Source organism: Paracoccus endophyticus, assembly GCF_003286075.1.
GTDB classification, from domain to species: domain Bacteria; phylum Pseudomonadota; class Alphaproteobacteria; order Rhodobacterales; family Rhodobacteraceae; genus Paracoccus; species Paracoccus endophyticus.
Genome location: NZ_QLUV01000007.1, coordinates 1 through 15,386, shown reverse-complemented (window position 1 = coordinate 15,386; position 15,386 = coordinate 1). Strand labels below are relative to the sequence as shown.

Genomic DNA, 15,386 nt, shown 5'->3' with positions numbered 1-15,386 from the left:
GGTTCCCGCAGGCGCGCGCGACAGGCGGGGAGCAGGAGAAGACGCGGCTGGCGGTCCGCGGAGGCGCGCGCGCGGGGCCGCCCCTGCAACGTCCCGTCGCGGGGCCGGCGCAGGCCAGGCGCGGCTGCGCGGGCTGGCGGCCCGGATGTGTCGGGCCATCCCGGCGGGCCTGCCTGCAAGGGCCGTGCCTTTGGGGGTATCCGGGGCGGCGCGCCGTCAGGCGGCGGTGCCGCGCAGCCAGCGCAAGCCCGCCTCGGTCGTCGTCCGGGGCACGTATTCGGCGCTGACCCAGCCCCGATAGGCTGCGGCATCGACCCGGCGGAAGAAATCGGCATAGTCGATGTCGCCCACGCGCGGCTCGTGCCGGCCGGGCGCGCCGGCGATCTGGACATGACGGACCAGACCCGCGTGCCGGTCCCAGCAACCCGCCACGTCCCCGGTGATCAGATGGGCGTGATAGGCATCGAACTGCAACCCCAGGTTGGGCGCGCCCACCGCCGCGATCACCTCGGCCGCAAGGTCGAAGTCGGCCAGGAAATAGCCCGGCATGTCGGCGCGGTTGATCGGCTCGATCGTCAGGCTGGCGTGGGGGGCGCGCGCGCAGGCCCAGCGCAGGTTGTCGACGAAGGTGGCGCGCGCCGCTGGCCCCTCGCCCTTGCCGGCCATGACGTGGATGTGGCGCGCGCGCAGAACCTGGGCAAAGCGCAGCGCCCGGTCGAAGTCGCGGCGGAAGCGGTCCTCGCCGCCCGGGATGGCGGCAAATCCGCGCGGCCCACCCGCCCAGTTGGGCGGCGGCGTGTTCAGCAGCACGAAGTCCAGCCCCGCGGCCTGCGCGGCGGCCGCCAGTTCCTTGGCCGACAGGTCATAGGGAAACAGGATCTCGGCCCCGTCGAACCCGGCCCGTCGTGCCGCGGCAAAGCGGTCGAGCATCGGCAGCTCGGTGAACAGGAAGGTCAGATTGGCGGCAAAGCGCGCCATTCAGGCCCCCAGCGGAAAGACCGCACCGTCCGATCGCAGCACCAGCCCGCCGTCCGGTCCCGGCTCTGCCGCCTCGACCAGGCGGTAAAAGGTCTTGCGGTCGATCAGCGCGTCCAGCCCGCGCCGGACATGGACATAGGGGCGCGGCGCGCCGTCGCGATCCTCGACGCGAATCGGATGGTCGGGGCCAGCGGTCACGACATCGCCCACGTTCGTGGTCAGCGTGATCGCGTCCGGCCCGATGTCGGCGTCCACGGCCAGGAAGGGCGCATCCTCGACGCGGATTCCCAGCTTTTCGACGGGCGTCACCAGGAAATAGCGGTCCCCCTCGCGCTTGAGGATCGACGCGAACAGTCGCACCATCTCGGGCCGGGCGATCGGGCGGCCGTCGTGGATCCACCGGCCGTCGGGCAGGATCACCAGATCCATGTCGCCGCAGAAAGGCGGGTCCCACAGATGCACCGGGGGCGGCCCGCGGCGCCCGGCAAGCCGCGCCACCTCGGCCAGGTCGGCGCCCGGCGCCGTGGGCGGTGCGGAATTCCCCGTTTCCTCAGCCATTGGCAATGGAGCCTTTCCGTTTCACTCAATAGGATGGCATCTAGGGCAGAACAGGGGCGTTGTCATGGCCGCAGAAGATAAACTCGTCTCTGATGTGCGCGCGCTGGCCGAGCGTCTGGTGGCGGCCCGCGCCAGCGTCGAGCGGCGATTCGTGGGTCAGCACGCCGTCGTCGAACAGGCGCTGGCGGCGATCCTGTCGGGCGGGCACGCGCTGCTGGTGGGACAGCCGGGCCTCGGCAAGACGATGCTGGTCGACACGCTGTCGACGGTGCTGGGCCTGGCCTCGGCGCGCATCCAGTTCACCCCCGACCTGATGCCTGCCGACATCCTGGGGGCCGAGGTGCTGGACATGCGCCCCGACGGCACCCGCGCCTTCCGCTTCATCGAGGGGCCGGTGTTCACCCAGCTGCTGATGGCCGACGAGATCAACCGCGCCAGCCCCCGCACCCAATCGGCGCTGTTGCAGGCGATGCAGGAAGGCGAGGTCACGGTCAGCGGCCAGCACCGCCCGCTGGGCCGCCCGTTCCACGTTCTGGCCACGCAGAACCCGATCGAGCAGGAGGGGACCTATCCGCTGCCCGAGGCGCAGCTGGACCGCTTTCTCGTGCAGATCGACGTGGATTACCCCGACCGCGAGACCGAGCGCGCGATCCTGCTGGCGACGACCGGGACCGAGGTGGGCGCGGCCCATGCGGTGCTGGACGCGGGCCAGCTGATCGCGGCGCAGGCGCTGGTGCGGTCCATGCCGGTGGGCGAGGCGGTGGTCGCCGCGATCCTGGACCTGGTGCGCGGCGCCCGCCCCGGCGCGCCCGAGGCGCCGGGCTGGCTGTCGGACACGCTGGTCTGGGGGCCGGGGCCGCGCGCCGCGCAGGCGCTGATGCTGATGACCCGCGCCCGCGCCGCGCTGGACGGGCGCTTTGCGCCGTCGCTGGACGACGTGGCCGCGATGGCCGCCCCGGTGCTGCGCCACCGCATGGCGCTGAGCTTTGCGGCCCGCGCGCGGGGCGACACGGTGGACGCGGTGATCACCCGGCTGATGTCGGCCCGGCAGACCAGCGTGGCGGCGTGACCCCGCGCAGCGCATCGTGCCGCGGCGGCGGGCAGACGGACGGCAGCGTGCCGGTGCGCTTGCGGCCGGGGGGCCTGCGTCGCGCGTCCCGTCGCGCAGGGTCCCTCGCGTGAGGACGCCGGGCGGCGCCCCGCTTGCGCGTCCCGGCCCCGCCGCCCTGCGCGCGGGGGCCGAGGCTGCGGCGGCGGGCCTGCCCGGCCTGCTGCTGGCGGCCGAACGGCTGGCCTCGGTCGTGGACACGGGCGCGCATGGGTTGCGCCTGGCGGGAACCGGCGACGAGTTCTGGCAGTACCGCGCGGCCCAGCCCGGCGATCCCGCGGCCTCGATCGACTGGCGCCGCTCGGCCCGGTCGGACGCGGCCTTCGTGCGCGAGCGCGAGATGCAGTCCCCGCAGGCGGCGGCGTTCTGGGTCGCAGCCACGCCGGGCATGGACTGGACGGGCGACCCCGCGCGCCCCACCAAGCAGGCCCGCGGCGCGCTGCTGGGGCTGGCGCTGGGGCTGGTGCTGCTGCGGGGCGGCGAGCGCGTGGCGGTCGCGGGCCGCGCCCCCCGCGGGGGTCGGACCCAGGCCGAGGCCCTGGGCCGCGACCTGATCGCCGCCACCGGGGCGCTGCCCGACGCCGGGGCCTTGCGGCCCGGGCAGCGGCTGGTGCTGATCGGGGATTTCCTGGACGATCCCGCGCCCCTTGCCGCCCTGACCCGGCAGGCCGCCGCGCAGGGCGTGCGCGGGGCGATGCTGCAGGTGCTGGACCCGGTCGAGGAGACGTTTCCGTTCCAGGGCGCGATCCGGTTCCGTGGGCCGGGCGTGGCGGTGGCCGATCACCTGACCCGCGATGCGGCGGCGCTGCGCGGGGCCTATCTGGCCCGGCTGGCCGATCGCCGGGCCCTGTTGGGGCAGATGGCCGACGCCTCGGGCCTGCATTTCGGCACCCATGACACCGCGCAGCCCCCCGCGCAGGCGCTGATGTGGCTGTATCAGGCACTGGCGGAATGAACGGGGAGGCGTCCAGGGGGGCAACCTTGATCCGGCGCGGGGAGGGGGGCCGATGCTGACGATCGGTCCCCTGGGCTTTGCCGCGCCGTGGCTGCTGGCGGCGCTGGGGGCGCTGCCGCTGCTGTGGTGGCTGCTGCGCGCCCTGCCGCCCGCGCCGCGGGACGTCGTGTTCCCCGGCACCGCGCTGATGGCCGGTCTGGCCGACCCCTCGGCCCTGGCCCGGCGCACGCCGTGGTGGCTGCTGGCGCTGCGGATGCTGGCGCTGGCCGCCGTGATCGCGGCCATGGCGGGGCCGGTCTGGCGCCCCGATCCGCGCCCAGCGGGCGTGGGGCCGCTGCTGGTCGTGGTGGACGCAGGCTGGGCCGCGGCCCCCGACTGGGCGGGGGTGCAGGCGCGCGCGCGGGCGGCGATCGACCGGGCCGAGGGCGCGGGGCGGCCGGTCGCGCTGTGGCTGGCGGACGGCCAGGACGGGCGGGGGGCCGTGCGCTTTGGCACCGCGGCCGAGGCCGAGGCCCGGCTGCGGGCGGCCCTGCCGCAGCCATGGGCCACGCGCCACCCGGACCCGGTCGCGGCGCTGGCCGACGCGCCTGCGGCGTTCGACACGCTGTGGCTGTCCGACGGGCTGGATCATCCGCGCCGCGCCGACTGGCTGGCGGCGCTGTCGGCGCGCGGCGCGGTGACGGTCGTGCCGCCGGCCCGCGCGGTGCGGTCCCTGGCGCTGACCGGCGACGATCAGCCGGCGCTGGTCCTGCGCCAGGCAGGCGGCGCGGGGACGGGCCTGCCCGCCGTGCTGGCCATCGGCCCCGACCCGCAGGGCGTGCAGCGCCAGCTGGCCCGTCTGGCGCCGCCCCCGGCCGCCACGGCGACGGACGGCGTCCTGTCGGCGACCCTGCCGCTGGACCTGCCGCCGGAACTGCGCAACCGCATCACCCGGCTGGCGATCGAGGGCGAGGCCTCGGCCGGGGCGGTGGTGCTGGCCGACGACCGCGTGCGGCGTCACAAGGTGGCGCTGGTGGGCGATGCCCGCGCGACCGAGGGGCAGGCGCTGCTGTCGCCGCTGCACTATCTGCGCCAGGCGCTGACCGGCCGCGCCGACGTGGTCGAAGGCGGTCTGGCCGATGTCTTGCCGGCCGCCCCGGATGTGGTGATCCTGGCCGACGCGCTGCCCGATGCCGAGGGCGCGGCGCTGGCGCGCTGGGTGGCCGACGGCGGGCTGCTGGTCCGCTTCGCGGGGCCGCGGATGGCCGCCTCGGACGAGCTGGAGGGCGATCCCCTGCTGCCGGTCCGCCTGCGGCCGGGCGGGCGCGATGCGGGCGGCGCCCTGGCCTGGGGGACGCCGCGCGCGCTGGCGCCGTTTGACGCGCAGGGGCCGTTCGCGGGGCTGGCCGTGCCCACCGATGTGACCGTGCGCGCGCAGCTTCTGCCCGAGCCGGACCCGGATCTTGCCGGACGCATCCTGTCGGCGCTGACCGACGGCACGCCGCTTGTCACCCGCGGGCCGCTGGGCCAAGGGTCCATCGTGCTGTTTCACACCACCGCCAACACCGACTGGTCCAACCTGCCGCTGTCAGGGCTGTTCGTGCAGATGCTGGACCGTCTGGTCCAGTCGGCGCGCGTCACCGCCGTCACCCCGGCCACCCCTTCGACCGACGCGCCGCACTGGACGCCGCAGGCGGTGCTGGACGGCTTCGGGCGGCCCGCGGATGCAGGGGGACTGGCACCCGTCGCGGCGGCGGCCTTTGCCGCGGGTCCGGCGCCCGGCGCGCCCGCCGGCATCTATGCGGCGGGCGAGCGGCGCGCGGCCCTGAATGCCGGGGGCGCGCTGGTCCCCGCACTGGGCGCCGCCGACTGGCCGGGCGCCGCGCTTGAGAGTGCGGCCCGTGCGCCCGGCCTTGCGCTGGGCGGCTGGCTACTGGCGCTGGCGGCGCTGGCGCTGGCGCTGGACACGCTGGGCAGCGCCTGGCTGGCGGGCGGGCGGCGCACCGGGGCGCGGGCGGGGGCGGGCGCATGATCCGTCGCCGCGCCCTGGTGCTGGCCGCCGCCCTGGGGGCGCCCCTGCTGGTCGCCGGGGCCGCGCTGGGCCAGGGGGACGCGCCTGCGCCGGACCCCCGCCTTGCCGCCGCCGCCAACCAGCTTGCGCTGGCCCATGTCGTGACCGGGGACGAAGCCGTCGACCGCACCGCCGCCGAAGGGCTGGCCGGCCTGTCGCTGGCGCTGGCCATGCGGACCACGGTCGAGCCGGGCCCCCCCGTCGCCGTCGCGCTGGATGTGGACGATTTGTCGCTGCTGACGTTCCTTTACTGGCCCGTCACCGACACGCAGCCGCAGCCCTCGCCGCAGGCCTATGTGCGGCTGAACCGGTTTCTGCGGGCGGGCGGGGTGATCCTGTTCGACACCCGCGACGGGGACGTCGCCGGGCTGGGCGCCCCGGACGGGACCGCCGCGCTGCGCCGGCTGGCCGCGCCCCTTGACGTGCCGCCGCTGGCCCCCGTGCCCCAGGACCATGTGCTGACGCGCAGCTTTTACCTGCTGGAGGATTTTCCGGGCCGCTGGGTCGGCAATCCGCTGTGGGCCGAGGCGCCCGCCAATCCCGCAGGCGACCCCGCGGGCGGCGGCTTTCGCCGGCTGAACGACGGTGTCTCGCCCGTGCTGATCGGCGCGAACGCCTGGGCCGAGGCCTGGGCCGTGGACGACCGGGGCCTGCCGGTCTACGCCGTGGGGCGGGGCTATGACGGCGAGCGGCAGCGCGAGATGGCGCTGCGCTTCGGGATCAATCTGGTGATGTACGTGCTGACCGGCAACTACAAGTCCGACCAGGTCCATGTTCCCGCCCTGCTGGACCGGCTGGGCCGCGAATCCGAGGGGCGGCCGTGACGGCGCTGGCGTTCGACCCGCTGCTGCCCTGGGCGGCGGTGGCCGCGGTGGCGGTCGTGGCGCTGGCCGTCGCGGCGCTGGCCTGGGGGCGGGGCCTGCGCGGCTGGGCGTGGCGGGCGCTGGCCGGGCTGGCGCTGGCCGCCGCGCTGGCGGGGCCGGTGCTGGACAGCGGCATCCGCCGCGCGCTGAGCGACATCGTGATCCTGATCGAGGACGCGAGCGCCAGCCAGACGCTGCCCGGCCGCGCGGACCAGGCCCGCGGCGCGGCGGATGCGCTGGCGGCCTCGGTCGCCGCGCTGCCCGGGACCGAACTGCGCCGCATCCCGCTGGGCGACGATCCCGACGGCACGCTGCTGGGGGCGGCGCTGACGCGCGCGCTTGCGGCCGAGCCCGAGGGCCGCGTGGCGGGGGTCATCGCCGTGACGGACGGGCGGGCGCATGATCCGAGGGCGATCCCCGCCACGGCGCCCGCGCCCGTTCACGTCGTGCTGACCGGGCAACCCGGCGACTGGGACCGCCGGCTGGTCATCGACGAGGCGCCGGCCTTCGGCCTGATCGGGCAGCCCGTCATCCTGCGCCTGAGGGTCGAGGACCAGGGGGCGGTTCCCCCGGCGGTCGCAGGCCGCGCCGCGACCCTGCGTCTGTCCATCGACGGCGCCGAGGAACAGGTGCTGTCCGTCCCGCCGGGCGTTCCCCTGGACGTGCCGGTGACGCCCGCGCACGCCGGGCAGAACGTCGTCGCGGCCCGCATCGACCCGCCCGCGGCCGATCCCGCGCAACTGACCGCGCTGAACGATGCCGCGGTGATCCAGATCCAGGGCGTGCGCGACCGGCTGCGCGTCCTGCTGGTGTCGGGCGAGCCGCACGCCGGCGAGCGAACGTGGCGCAACCTGCTGAAATCGGACACGAACGTCGATCTGGTGCATTTCACCATCCTGCGTCCGCCCGACAAGATGGACGGCGTGCCCCTGGACGAACTGGCGCTGATCGCCTTTCCGACCGAGGCGCTGTTTCAGGACCGGATCAAGGATTTCGACCTGATCATCTTTGACCGCTATCGCATCCGCGGCATCCTGCCGGCGGACTACCTGGACAACATCCGCCGCTATGTCGAGGACGGCGGCGCGCTGCTGGTCGCGTCCGGCCCCGAGATGGCCGGCGTGGAGAGCCTGCATCTGTCGCCCCTGGGTCCGGTCCTGCCGGGCCGTCCCACCGGGCGGATGCTGGACGAGGCGTTCCGCCCCACCCTGACCGACGCCGGGCGGCGTCACCCGGTGACAGCGGGCCTTCCCGGCGCGGGGGACGACCGCGCGGGCACGCCGGGCTGGGGCCGCTGGCTGCGGATGGGCGAGATCATCCCCGACGCCGACGCCGAGGTGCTGATGAGCGGCGCGGCAGACCTGCCGCTGCTGGTCGTCAACCGCGTGGGCAAGGGCCGGGTGGCGCTGCTGACCTCGGACCAGGTGTGGCTGTGGGACCGGGGGTTCGAGGGCGGGGGGCCGCAACTGGAACTGCTGCGCCGGGTGGCGCACTGGTCGATGAAGGAGCCGGAGCTGGAGGAGGAATCGCTGTCGGCGCAGGTCGCGGTGGACCAGACCGTCACGGTGACGCGCCACACGATGGGCGACAGCGCCGGTCCCGTGACCGTGACCGGCCCGGACGGCGCGGCGCGCGCGCTGCCGCTGGCCGACGAGGGGGACGGGCGCTTTGCCGCGACCTTCGTCGCCGAGGCGCCGGGGCTTTACCGGCTGGTCGACGGCGATCTGACGCGGCTGGTCGCCGTCGCAACCGCGGCCCCGCGCGAGTTCGAGGAAACGGTGGCGGACGCCCGGGTGCTGGACCTCCTGGTCCGGGCGACCGGCGGATCGGTCAGCCGGCTGTCGGACGGGGTGCCCGCCGTACGGACGGTGCGCGCGGGTCGCCCAGCCACCGGCAGGGGCGTCGCGGGTTCGTGGATCGGCATCACCCCGCGCGGCGCGCAGGCGGTCGAGGGCACGACGCGACGCCCGCTGATGCCCGGCTGGGCGTGGCTGGCGCTGATCGCGGCACTGGCGCTGGCGGCATGGCTGGTCGAGGGCGGGCGTTTGGGTGGGCGGCCCGCCCGGCAAGGCAGCAGGGCGGGCAGGCGGGCGCAATGAAACGGCGGCTGTTCATGGGCGCCCTGCTGGCGCTGGGCGCCACGGGTGCCAGGGGCGAGACCCCGCGCCCCGCCCGTCGGCGGGTGCCGCCGCCCGGCGTCCTGCTGGCGCGCGCGCGGCTGGGCGAGGCGCGGCTGGGCTGGGCCGTCGTGGACGGCGCGGACGCGCTGATCGAGGAGCACGGCGCGGGCGATCCCATGCCGCCGGCCAGCACGCTGAAGACCGTGACGGCCCTTTATGCGCTGGACCGGCTGGGCGGCGCGCACCGCTTCGTGACAAGGGTGCTGCGGTCGGACGACACGCTGGTGCTGGCCGGGGGCGGCGATCCCTTGCTGGACAGCGACCGCCTGGCGCGGCTGGCGGACGAGGCCGCCCGTGCGGCGGGCGACTGGCGGCCGGCGCGGCTGGCCGTCTGGGGCGGCGCGCTGCCGCGCGTGGATCAGGTTGCACCGGGACAGGCGGCGCAGCTTGCCTATAACCCGACGCTGTCGGGCATCATGCTGAACCACAATCGGGTCCGGCTGGGCTGGCGCTGTGACAGCACCTGCGACCTGACCCTGACCGCGGCGGGAACGCGCCACACGCCGCGCGCCTTTGGCATCAGCGCGGCGCTGGGGCCGGGCGCGGGCTGGTCGCACGGGACCGGGCCAGGCGGCGCTGAACACTGGGGCGTGCCGCGCCGCGCGCTGGGACGGTCGGGGGAACGCTGGCTGCCGGTGCGCGCGCCCGAGCTTTACGCGGGCGACGTGTTCCAGACGCTGTGCCGCGCCGCCGGCCTGCCGATCCCCGCGGTCGAAATCGCCATGGCCGAGCCCACGGGCGCGGTGCTGGCCGAGAGCGCCAGCCTGCCGTTGCGCGACATCCTGCGGGGAATGCTGAAACACTCGACGAACCTGACGGCCGAGGCGGTTGGGCTGGCGGCCAGCGGCGCGGACGACCTGCCCGCCTCGGCCGCGATGATGCGGGACTGGGTCGCGGCGCAGGGTGGCGGCGGGGCCGTGTTCGCCGACCATTCCGGGCTGAACGCCGGCAGTCGTATCGCGCCGCTGGTGCTGGCGCGCCTGCTGGCGCCCGCCGCCCCGCGCCTGCGGCCGCTGCTGAACGCAGATCCGGTGGGGCCGGTGGGGCTGGAGGTGGACGCCAAGACCGGGACGCTGAACTTCGTCTCGAACCTTGCGGGCTATGCCACGCGGCCCGACGGGACCGGGCTGTCGTTCGCCTGCATGATCGGGGACGAGGCGCGCCGGCAGGCCAGCGCGGGGACGGAGCTGCCCGACGGCGTGATCGGCTGGACCGACCGGGCGCGGTCGTTGCAGGCGGCGCTGTTGATGGGACTGGCAGACGAGCCGCCCCGCCCCCTGCCGCCCGAGATCTGAGCCGGCGGTCCCAGGCCCTGACGGCGGCGGGGTCAGGCGCCCAGCAGCTGGTGGCGGGCGCGGGCCGACAGTTCGATCGCGGCGGCGTGCAGGCGCGAGATGTCGAGTTCGTCGCGCACCTCGACCAGCATCCGCAGCTCGGCGTCCCGCAGCCGGCCGTCCGCGGCGGCCACGTCGCAGGCCAGGGCATAGGCGGTGTCGTAAAGCCGGTCGGGCAGCGCATCGCGGACCAGCCCGAACAGCGCGTCCAGGCCGTCCTCTTCCTCGAACAGGGTCATCACCGTCTGCGACACCGCGCGCAGCCGGTCGATGTCATAGCTGGCAAAGACCGGCGTGTGGTTCACGATCCGCTCGATCGCGACAAGCTCGGCCATGCGGACCGTCTCGTCCGAGGCAGAGACGGCGACCATCACCGCGACCAGCGCGTCGCAGGGGGAAAACGAAGGCAGTTCGATGGGCACGGTGGGACAGGTCCGGGGGAATTGTTGACGATGGCCCGCCCGCCCGCTAGGCGGATCGCCGAACGGACGGAGAGAGCAATGACCACCCTGCGCGATGCGGCGATGAATTCCAAGGCCTGGCCCTTTGAAGAAGCCCGCCGGGTGCTGAAACGGTATGAGCGCAAGGACCCCGAGAAGGGATATGTGCTGTTCGAGACGGGTTATGGCCCCTCGGGCCTGCCCCATATCGGCACCTTCGGCGAGGTCGCGCGCACGACGATGATCCGCCGCGCGTTCGAGGTCATCAGCGACATCCCCACGCGGCTGTTCTGCTTTTCCGACGACATGGACGGCATGCGGAAGGTTCCCGACAACGTCCCCCAGCAGCAGATGCTGCGCGAGCATCTGCAACTGCCGCTGACCTCGGTGCCCGACCCGTTCGGGGAATATCCCAGCTTCGGCGACCACAACAACGCCATGCTGCGCCGGTTCCTGGACACCTTCGGGTTCGAGTACGAGTTCATCAGTGCGACCGAGTTCTACAAGTCGGGCCGGTTCGACGCGACGCTGCTGAAGGCCGCCGAACGCTATGACGCGATCATGGAGATCATGCTGGCGTCCCTGCGCGAGGAGCGCCAGCAGACCTATTCCTGCTTCCTGCCGATCCACCCGGAAACGGGCCGGGTGCTGTATGTGCCGATCATGAACGTGGACGCCGCCAGGGGCGAGATCACCTTTGACGACGAGACGGGGCGCGAATGGACGCTGCCCGTCACCGGGGGCAACGTGAAGTTGCAATGGAAGCCCGACTTCGGCGCCCGCTGGGCGGCGCTGGACGTCGATTTCGAGATGTACGGCAAGGACCATTCCACCAACACCCCGATCTATGACGGCATCTGCGAGGCGCTGGGCGGACGCGCGCCCGAGCATTTCAGCTATGAGCTGTTTCTGGACCAGAACGGACAGAAGATCAGCAAGTCCAAGGGCAACGGCCTGTCCATCGACGAGTGGCTGACCTATGCGGCGACCGAAAGCCTGAGCTATTTCATGTACCTCAAGCCGAAGACCGCCAAGCGCATGTATTTCGACGTGATTCCCAAGGCGGTTGACGAGTATCACCAGCAGTTGCGCGCCTATCCGGGCCAGACGCTGGACCAGCAGCTGGCCAACCCGGTCTGGCACATCCACGGCGGCGATGTGCCCGAAAGCCGGATGGTGGTGCCGTTCGCGATGCTGCTGAACCTTGCCAGCGTGTCGGGGGCCGAGGACAAGGACCGGCTGTGGGGCTTCATCCGGCGCTATGCGCCCGAGGCCAGCCCCGAGACGCACCCCGACCTGGACGCGGCGGCGGGCTTTGCCGTGCGCTATTACAAGGACTTCGTCGCGCCGACGCGGGCCTTTCGCGCGCCCGAGGCGCGCGAGCGGGCGGCCTTGCAGGATCTGGCGGGCCGGCTTGCGGCCTGGCACGGACCGGCCGACCCCGAGGCGTTGCAGGCGATGGTCTATGCCGTCGGGCGCGACCACGGATTCGAGCCGATGAAGGACTGGTTCGCCGCCTTGTATCAGGTGCTGCTGGGGGCCGAGCAGGGACCGCGGTTCGGCGGCTTCATCGCGCTGTTCGGCGTCAATGAGACGCGCGACCTGATCGAACGGGCGCTGGAGGGCGCGCCGGTCGCCTGAGCCTGCGGCCCTCGCAGGCGGCCCTGGCCGTTGCGCGCGGCCGCGTTGCCGCGCGCGCAGGGTTAAGATTTCGTCAACGCGCTGGCCGCAGTCTCTGCCGGATCAAGGGGTGTTCGCCCCCACGCCGATACGGGAGAGACGCATGAATATCGCCATCACCGCCGGATTGCAGCTGATGCCTCCGGCCTTCTCGGCCGGGCTTGGGGCGTGGTCGCGCGAAGACGGGCTGAGCGGGGACGCAAGCTGGTCGGGGGCGACCGATGCGGCCATCGTGCCGGCCGACCAGGACTTCGGCGCGTGTCTGGAAATCCTCAAGCAGCAGGACGTGACACGCGTGCGGTTCCGGGGCGAGACGCCGATCTTCGCGGGGACGTATCTGCGCATCTCGGCACGCGTCAAGGCGGTCGCGGGCAACCTGCCGCAGGTGCGGATCGCGGGCTGGGCGGGCACCGCGGGGCGCGTTCCCGTCACCGGCGTGAACCTGATCGGCCGGTCCAGCCCGCTGCCCGGCTATGGCCAGGTCGTCGAGGTGGCGGCGGTGGTGGCCACGGGCAGCCGGCCCGGCGTGGACATGGCGTGGGGCAACAGCGCGAGCCTTGGGCATTTCGGCCTTGACCTGATCGGCCCGAACGGCGGGGCCGTGCGGATCGAGAGCATCCGCATCGAAGACGTGACGGCCGCCTTTCTGCCGGGCCTGATCGACTGGGTCGACGTGCGCGATTACGGCGCGCGGGGCGACGGGGTGACGGACGACCGCGCGGCCTTTCTGCGCGCGGACGCCGCCGCGGGCGGCGGGTCCGTCGTGGTCCCCGAGGGCGTCTATTTCATCGGCGACGACCTGAGCATGGACCGGCCCGTCCGCTTTCGCGGCACCCTCAAGATGCCCCGCGCGGCGCGCCTGGGCCTGCGCCGCGGTTTTGACTTTCCCACCTATGCCGAGGCCTTCGGCGACGAGACCGAGGGGCTGAAGCGCGGGCTTCAGGCGTTGTTCGACTATGTCGATCACGGCAGCTTCGACCTGTGCGGCCGCAAGGTGGACCTGACCGGACCCCTGGTGATGAAGGAGATCGCGCCCGGGCTGACGCAGTTCGCCTCGCGCCGGGTGCTGATGAACGGGCAGATCGCCATTGCCGAACCGGCGGCGTTCGCCACCCGCAGCGTCAGCTCGGTCGGCACCTACGACCCCGACCGCTCGGACGAGCTGCGCGGCGTGGCGCAGGTGGCGCAGATCGAAGTCGGCGCGCGCATCATCGGGCCGGGCGTCGGGCGAGAGGTCTATGTGCGCGCCCGCAACATCGCCGCGGGCACGCTGACGCTGTCCCAGCCGCTGTTCGGGGGCGCGGGCACGCGCAACTATACGTTCGTGCGCTACCGCTATGCCTTCGACTTCTCGGGGATCGCGCAGATCGACCGGTTCCACTTCCTCAACATCGACTTCACTCTGGACGACATGGCCAGCGGCGTCATGCTGCCGCCCGAGGGGTCGATCTGGACGTTCCGCGACTGTTCGTTCGCCCGCCCCAAGGACCGCGCCATCACCTCGATCGGCGCGGGCTGCCAGGGCATGGTCGTGGACCGCTGCGACTTCCTGGCCCCCGACATGGGCGAACTGGCGCAGAACCGCACCAGCGTGGCGATCAACATCAACAACAACGACTGCAAGATCCGCGACAACCGCTTCGTGCGCTTCGGCCATTTCTGCGTCGCCTCGGGGACGGGTCACATCATCTCGGGCAACCACTGGTTCCAGGGCGACGCCGCGGACGAAGGCGTGCGGTTCGCGGGGCTGGTGCTGACCAGCCGCAACGCCCAGACCACGATCACGGGCAACTATGTGGACAACGCCTCGATCGAATGGACGAACGAGCATCATTCCCGCCCCGCCGAGGTGTCGGGATCGCCCTTCGGCGGGCTGACCATCACCGGGAACACCTTTCTGTGTTCCCACACGGCGCCCAACTTTGCCTGGCTGGTCATCAAGCCCTATGCATCGGGCTATTTCGTCCACGGGCTGACCGTGACGGGCAATGTGTTCAAGTCGCTTTACAACAACATCACGCGCGTGGACCGGGTGGACACCACCTTCGGGTCACTGGACCTAGCGAAGATGCGCAACATCCGGTTCGAGGGCAACAACTTCACCGGGATCGAGATGTTCACGGCCAACCCCTGCGACGTCAGCTTCACGCAGGGCACGGCGTCGAACCGCTGGATCATCCCGACCGAGGGCGTGCTGCCCTTTGGCGGCTATGCGATGAAGGTCGATTCCGTCGTGGCCGAAAGCCCGATCACCACGGCCTCGGGCGGGCGAAACGGCGACTTGCCGTTCGTGCAGGGCCAGCAGGGAACGGGCCGGACGGCCGTCGCGCTGAACTTTCCCGGTGCGGTCAAGGGCGCCGTCGCCCTGAAGGTCAGGATGGACAGCCCGAACTGAGCGTCCAGTCCGACGCCTGGCGACCCCCGGCAGGGCGATCTGCCGGGGGCTTTGCCATGCGCTCAATCGGGCGCGGGCAACAGGTCGGCGGCTGTCATCAGGAAGGCGCGGCCAAAGCCCGCGTTCAGCAGCCCGCCCCGCACGTCGAGGCGCCAGAACCTGAAGTCGGCAAGCCCCAGAGTGACCGCGGCCTTGGGGTCGCGGTCGCGCCAGCGGGCCGCCTGCCCGGCACGCAGGGCCGGATCGGCGGGGGCCGCGCGCAACTGCAACGACAGGCGCGCCCGGTTCAGGGCCCAGCCCCTGTCGCCGTTGGGCCCATCGATCAGCAGCGCGGCGCGCGGGTCGCGCCGCAGGCATCGCGTATGAAGCGCCAGATCCGACAGCAGCGCCAGCGGCAGGCCCGCCTCGTCACACTGAAACGCGATGCGCGAGGTCATCGGCCAGCCTTCGGCGTCCAGCACCGCCAGCGTCGCATGGCGGGCATCCTGCAGGATCGTCCGGGCCAGCGCACGGGCGGTGGCATCCGCCGGACGGTGCGGGGCGGATCGCGCGTCCTCGGGCTGCCGGGGCAGGGGATCGGGACCGGACGGGGCCTGGACCATGCGGCTGTCTCCTTGTGCGGGCGGACACGCGCCAGTGGCGCACCAGTGGTGCAGGGGCATCGTTCCACCGCGCCGGGATGTTTACAACGTCGCCATCCCGCGCCGCGAAGTTTTGCACTTTTGCATGTGGCAACGGATCTTTGGCGCCGCTAGCGTCTGTTCGGGCGGGTCGCTGTAGCGGCTTCCTTGCGGGCGTGGAGGGCTTGCGGGGGATGCGCCGAAGAAAGGGAGGTTCCATGTCCG

The 15,386-nt window shown here is 73.1% G+C and carries 12 protein-coding genes; 8 read left to right on the top strand and 4 right to left on the bottom strand.

All coding sequences use genetic code 11. The features are described 5' to 3' along the window. Positions 1-216: 216 nt before the first annotated feature. Together DPQ23_RS09595 and DPQ23_RS09590 are read right to left on the bottom strand one after the other, a co-directional pair. On the bottom strand, positions 217-978 hold the full coding sequence (locus DPQ23_RS09595) for a hydroxypyruvate isomerase family protein (protein ID WP_112874483.1): 762 nt from the start codon (positions 976-978) through the stop codon (positions 217-219). Continuing rightward, on the bottom strand, positions 979-1,536 hold the full coding sequence (locus DPQ23_RS09590; RefSeq protein WP_112874482.1) for a DUF1285 domain-containing protein: 558 nt from the start codon (positions 1,534-1,536) through the stop codon (positions 979-981). A 64-nt stretch (positions 1,537-1,600) separates the two neighbouring features. Here DPQ23_RS09590 and DPQ23_RS09585 point away from each other — a divergent pair, with 64 nt between their 5' ends. From DPQ23_RS09585 to DPQ23_RS09565, 6 genes are all read left to right on the top strand, one after another. Next, the gene (locus tag DPQ23_RS09585) at positions 1,601-2,605 is read left to right on the top strand and encodes an AAA family ATPase (RefSeq protein ID WP_112874481.1); all 1,005 of its coding nucleotides are present in this window, start codon (positions 1,601-1,603) and stop codon (positions 2,603-2,605) included. A gap of 109 nt (positions 2,606-2,714) precedes the next feature. Continuing rightward, positions 2,715-3,599: a DUF58 domain-containing protein gene (locus DPQ23_RS09580; RefSeq protein ID WP_112874480.1), complete on the top strand. Its 885-nt coding sequence runs from the start codon at positions 2,715-2,717 to the stop codon at positions 3,597-3,599. A gap of 52 nt (positions 3,600-3,651) precedes the next feature. Then, a complete protein-coding gene (locus DPQ23_RS09575) occupies positions 3,652-5,610 on the top strand; it encodes a BatA domain-containing protein (RefSeq protein WP_338067052.1) in 1,959 nt (652 codons plus the stop codon). Beyond that, positions 5,607-6,473, top strand: coding sequence for a DUF4159 domain-containing protein (locus tag DPQ23_RS16130; RefSeq protein WP_338067051.1), 867 nt, complete (start codon positions 5,607-5,609; stop codon positions 6,471-6,473). Before DPQ23_RS09575 ends, DPQ23_RS16130 begins: the two co-directional genes overlap by 4 nt. Further along, complete coding sequence (locus DPQ23_RS09570) at positions 6,470-8,611, top strand: hypothetical protein (RefSeq protein ID WP_112874479.1); 2,142 nt, start codon at positions 6,470-6,472, stop codon at positions 8,609-8,611. The genes DPQ23_RS16130 and DPQ23_RS09570 overlap by 4 nt, the downstream gene beginning before the upstream one ends. After that, positions 8,608-9,987, top strand: coding sequence for a D-alanyl-D-alanine carboxypeptidase (locus DPQ23_RS09565; protein WP_162630709.1), 1,380 nt, complete (start codon positions 8,608-8,610; stop codon positions 9,985-9,987). The genes DPQ23_RS09570 and DPQ23_RS09565 overlap by 4 nt, the downstream gene beginning before the upstream one ends. A gap of 32 nt (positions 9,988-10,019) precedes the next feature. Here DPQ23_RS09565 and DPQ23_RS09560 read toward each other — a convergent pair whose 3' ends face one another. Continuing rightward, a complete protein-coding gene (locus DPQ23_RS09560) occupies positions 10,020-10,448 on the bottom strand; it encodes a tellurite resistance TerB family protein (protein ID WP_112874477.1) in 429 nt (142 codons plus the stop codon). Positions 10,449-10,526: 78 nt separating this feature from the next. Here DPQ23_RS09560 and DPQ23_RS09555 point away from each other — a divergent pair, with 78 nt between their 5' ends. Together DPQ23_RS09555 and DPQ23_RS09550 are read left to right on the top strand one after the other, a co-directional pair. Beyond that, on the top strand, positions 10,527-12,107 hold the full coding sequence (locus DPQ23_RS09555; protein ID WP_112874476.1) for a lysine--tRNA ligase: 1,581 nt from the start codon (positions 10,527-10,529) through the stop codon (positions 12,105-12,107). Positions 12,108-12,249: 142 nt separating this feature from the next. Continuing rightward, complete coding sequence (locus DPQ23_RS09550; RefSeq protein ID WP_112874475.1) at positions 12,250-14,541, top strand: glycosyl hydrolase family 28-related protein; 2,292 nt, start codon at positions 12,250-12,252, stop codon at positions 14,539-14,541. Between the two features lie 62 nt (positions 14,542-14,603). Here the strand turns inward: DPQ23_RS09550 and DPQ23_RS09545 are convergent, their stop codons facing one another. Continuing rightward, complete coding sequence (locus DPQ23_RS09545; protein WP_112874474.1) at positions 14,604-15,143, bottom strand: HugZ family pyridoxamine 5'-phosphate oxidase; 540 nt, start codon at positions 15,141-15,143, stop codon at positions 14,604-14,606. Between the last annotated feature and the right edge of the window lie 243 nt (positions 15,144-15,386).